This window comes from Saccharomonospora iraqiensis subsp. iraqiensis (assembly GCF_000430445.1).
GTDB lineage: Bacteria > Actinomycetota > Actinomycetes > Mycobacteriales > Pseudonocardiaceae > Saccharomonospora > Saccharomonospora iraqiensis.
Genome location: NZ_KE387040.1, coordinates 68,800 through 72,986, shown reverse-complemented (window position 1 = coordinate 72,986; position 4,187 = coordinate 68,800). Strand labels below are relative to the sequence as shown.

The window sequence follows — 4,187 nt, the reverse complement described above, 5'->3', positions numbered from 1 at the left end:
ACACCACCGCGGCGGCCCCGGCCGCGAGGCCGAGCCACTCACGTCGGGACACCCGGCCGGGCGACCACCCGGCCGGGGAACGGCGTCGGTCGGCGGTACGGCCCCCCGCCACCGTCAGGCGCCCACCCGTTCCAGGATCAGCTCCCGGACGCGCTTCGCGTCGGCCTGACCCTGGGTCGCCTTCATCACCGCGCCGACGACCGCCCCGGCGGCCTGCACCTTGCCGCCGCGGATCTTCTCCGCGACGTCCGGCTGCGCGGCGAGCGCCTCGTCCACGGCGGCCAGCAGCGCGGAGTCGTCCGAGACGACCTTCAGGCCGTGCCGGTCGACCACCTCGTCCGGGTCGCCCTCACCGTCGAGCACCCCCTGCACGACCTGGCGGGCGAGCTTGTTGGTGAGTTCGCCGGCGGAGACCAGCTCGATCACCCGGGCCACCTGGACCGGGGTGATCGGCAGGTCGGCCAGCTCCACCTGCCTGCTGTTGGCCTGCTGCGTGAGGTTCTGCACCCACCAGATGCGGGCCTCACCGGGGTCGGCGCCCGCCTCCACCGTGGCGGCGACGAGCTCGATCGCGCCGGTGTTGACGAGGTCGCGCAGTTCCTCGTCGGTGAGCTGCCACTCCTGCTGGATCCGCCTGCGCCGCTCCCACGGCAGTTCGGGCAGCGTGGTCCGCAGCTGCTCCACCCATTCCCGCGAGGGCGCGATCGGCACGAGGTCCGGCTCGGGGAAGTAGCGGTAGTCCTCGGCGGTCTCCTTGGTGCGGCCCGCGGCGGTGGTGCCGTCGGCCTCCTGGAAGTGCCGCGTCTCCTGGGTGATGCTGCCGCCCGCGGCGAGCACGGCGGCCTGCCTGCCCATCTCGTGCCGGACGGCGCGCTCGACGCTGCGCAGCGAGTTGACGTTCTTCGTCTCGGTGCGGGTGCCGAACTCGGCCGACCCCTTCGGCGTCAGCGAGACGTTCGCGTCGCAGCGCAGCGAGCCCTGGTCCATCCGCACATCGGAGACGTCCATCGCGCGCAGCAGGTCGCGCAGCGCCGTGACGTAGGCGCGGGCCACCTCGGGCGCGCGCTCGCCCATCCCGGTGACCGGCTTGGTGACGATCTCGATGAGCGGCACCCCGGCGCGGTTGTAGTCCAGCAGCGAGTGCTCCGCGCCGTGGATGCGGCCGGTCGCGCCGCCGACGTGCAGCGACTTGCCGGTGTCCTCCTCCATGTGCGCGCGCTCGATGCCGACCCGCACCACCTCGCCGTCGTCGAGCACCACGTCGAGGTGGCCGTCGAACGCGATCGGCTCGTCGTACTGCGAGGTCTGGAAGTTCTTCGGCATGTCCGGGTAGAAGTAGTTCTTCCGGGCGAACCGGCACCACTCGGCGATCTCGCAGTTCAGCGCGAGCCCGATCCGCACGGCCGACTCCACGGCGGTGCCGTTGACCACCGGCAGCGCGCCGGGCAGGCCCAGGCAGGTCGGGCACACGTGGGTGTTCGGCTCGCCGCCGAACTCGTTCGGGCACCCGCAGAACATCTTCGTGTTCGTGTTCAGCTCGACGTGCACCTCGAGCCCGAGCACCGGGTCGTACCGTTCGACGACCTCGGCGTAGTCCATGATCTCCGCGACCGCTGTCATCGTGAGGCCACTCCTTCAAGCTCCGGGATGCGGTCCAGCACCGGCCCGCGCGCCGTCTCGTAGGCCGCACCCACCCGGTAGAGGCGGTCGTCGGCCAGGGCGGGCGCCATGATCTGCAGCCCCACCGGCAGACCGTCGTCGTCCGAGAGCCCGCTGGGCACGCTCATCGCGGCGTTGCCCGCCAGGTTCGCCGGGATGGTGCACAGGTCCGCCAGGTACATCGCCATCGGGTCGTCCACCCGCTCGCCGATCCGGAAGGCGGTGGTCGGGGTCGTCGGCGACACCAGCACGTCCACCTGCTCGTACGCCGCGGCGAAGTCGCGGGCGATCAGCGTGCGCACCTTCTGCGCCGAGCCGTAGTAGGCGTCGTAGTAGCCCGAGGACAGCGCGTAGGTACCGAGCATGATGCGGCGCTTGACCTCGGCGCCGAATCCGGCCTCCCGGGACAGGGACATGACCTCCTCGGCGCCGTGCTCGCCGTCGTCGGCCACCCGCAGGCCGTACCGCATGGCGTCGAAGCGGGCCAGGTTGGACGAGCACTCGCTGGGGGCGATCAGGTAGTACGCCGACAGGCCGTAGGTGAAGTGCGGGCAGGAGACCTCGACGACCTCGGCCCCGAGGGAGCGCAGCCGGTCCACGGCCGCCTCGAAGGAGGACAGCACGCCGGGCTGGTAACCCTCGCCGGACAGTTCCCGGACCACGCCGACGGTCAGGCCGGACAGATCGCCCTCGGCACCCTCCCGCGCGGCGCGCACCACCGGCGGCACCGGCGTGTCGACCGAGGTCGAGTCGAGCGGGTCGTGCCCGCCGACGACCTCGTGCAGCATCGCGGCGTCGAGCACGGTGCGCGCGCACGGTCCGGCCTGGTCCAGCGACGAGGAGAACGCCACCAGCCCGTACCGGGACACCCCGCCGTAGGTGGGCTTGACCCCCACCGTGCCGGTCACGGCGGCGGGCTGGCGGATCGACCCGCCGGTGTCGGTGCCGATGGCCAGCGGCGCCTCGAACGCCGCCAGCGAGGCCGACGAACCGCCACCGGAGCCGCCGGGGACGCGGTCGCGGTCCCATGGGTTGCGGGTGGGCCCGAACGCGGAGTTCTCCGTGGACGAGCCCATCGCGAACTCGTCCATGTTCGTCTTGCCCAGCACCGGCACCCCGGCCTCGCGCAGCCTGCGGGTGACCGTCGCGTCGTAGGGCGGCAGCCAGTTCTCCAGCGTCCGCGAGCCGCAGGTGGTGGGCAGGCCGCGCGTGGTGAGCACGTCCTTGAGCGCCAGCGGCACCCCGGCGAGCGGGGACACCGGGGCGTCCCCGCCGTCGAGCGTGGTGTCCACGGCACGGGCGGCGGCGAGCGCACCGTCGGAGTCGACGTGCAGGAAGGCGTGGACGTCGCCGTCCACCGCGGCGACCCGGTCCAGGTGCGCGCGGGTGACCTCCTCGGACGACACCTCGCGGGAGTGGATCTTCTCGGCCAGTTCGGCGGCCGTGAGCCTGGTCAGGTCGGTCACTGTTCCTCCCCCAGGATGCGCGGGACCCGGAACCGGCCCTCCTCGGCGGCGGGGGCCCCGGCCAGGGCCTCCTCCTGGCTCAGCCCGGGCCGCACCACGTCCGGACGGAACGTGTTGGTCAGCGGGACGGCGTGCGAGGTCGGCGGGATGTCGTCGGTCGCGACCTCGCCGACCTTCGCGACCGAGTCGAGGATCTGGTCGAGCTGGCCTGCGAACACGTCCAGTTCCTCATCGGTGACGGCCAGCCTCGCCAGTCTGGCCAGGTGCGCGACCTCGTCGCGGGAAATGTTCGACACGCGGGCGACTCCGGGTGTTCTCGATTCGTGGGCGCGGACACTCGCCGCGGCATTCTGCCGATCCGGTCTTACCCAGGGCAGTCTATGGGCCTCGGCCCGGCCGGGTGGTGCCGGGTCACCACACCCGACCGCGCCTGTCCCCGGCACGGTCGGAGCTGTCACAATCGTCGGTCGGTGACCGGCGTGGGTGCTTGAATGAGGTGAGGACGCCGGCCGAGGGAAGGGGTCCACGTTGTCTTTCCTGATCCGGGTCCAGGTCCCGGACAGCCCCGGCAGCCTCGGCGCCGTGGCGAGCGCGCTGGGCACGGCCGGCGCCGACATCCTCAGCGTCGACATCGTCGAGCGGGGTAACGGACTCGCCATCGACGACCTCGTGGTGGAGCTGCCCAACGGCAGGCTCCCGGACACGCTCATCACGGCGGCGGAGAGCGTCGACGGGGTCGAGGTCGACGCCGTGCGCCCGTACGCGGGGGTGCTCGACACGCACCGGGAGCTGGAGCTGGTCGAGGAGATCGCGGCCAGCCCCGGTTCGGGACTGGAACTGCTCGCCGAGGGGGTTCCCCGGATCGTGCGGGCCGGGTGGTCGTTGATCGTCCAGCACACCGGCGACGGCACCAGCCAGCTGTGCGCGTCGACGGCCGCACCCCAGGCGCCCCCCGAGGAGCTGCCGTGGCTGCCGCTGGAGCGGGCCACGGTGCTGGACGCGGACGCGGACTGGGTGCCGCCGATGTGGCGGGAGCTGGGCACCGAACTGGCGGCCACCCCG

At 72.7% G+C, this 4,187-nt stretch carries 4 protein-coding genes; 1 reads left to right on the top strand and 3 read right to left on the bottom strand.

Translation table 11 applies throughout. The features are described from left to right. Positions 1-114 precede the first annotated feature (114 nt). Genes gatB through gatC form a run of 3 tightly spaced genes read right to left on the bottom strand, consistent with a single transcriptional unit; the run spans position 115 to position 3,421 of the window. Positions 115-1,620 carry an Asp-tRNA(Asn)/Glu-tRNA(Gln) amidotransferase subunit GatB gene (gene gatB / locus ACTIR_RS0102345; RefSeq protein WP_026453084.1) on the bottom strand — a complete coding sequence of 502 codons (1,506 nt, stop codon included), beginning with the start codon at positions 1,618-1,620 and terminating at the stop codon, positions 115-117. Beyond that, the gene (gene gatA, locus ACTIR_RS0102340) at positions 1,617-3,125 is read right to left on the bottom strand and encodes an Asp-tRNA(Asn)/Glu-tRNA(Gln) amidotransferase subunit GatA (RefSeq protein WP_026453083.1); all 1,509 of its coding nucleotides are present in this window, start codon (positions 3,123-3,125) and stop codon (positions 1,617-1,619) included. The genes gatB and gatA overlap by 4 nt, the downstream gene beginning before the upstream one ends. Continuing rightward, entirely contained in the window at positions 3,122-3,421 is a 300-nt protein-coding gene (gene gatC / locus ACTIR_RS0102335; protein WP_026453082.1) for an Asp-tRNA(Asn)/Glu-tRNA(Gln) amidotransferase subunit GatC, read from the bottom strand. Before gatC ends, gatA begins: the two co-directional genes overlap by 4 nt. Before the next feature lie 232 nt (positions 3,422-3,653). On the opposite strand from gatC, the gene ACTIR_RS0102330 reads away from it, so the two are divergent. Further along, on the top strand, positions 3,654-4,187 hold a 534-nt coding region (locus tag ACTIR_RS0102330), incomplete at its 3' end, for an ACT domain-containing protein (RefSeq protein ID WP_026453081.1).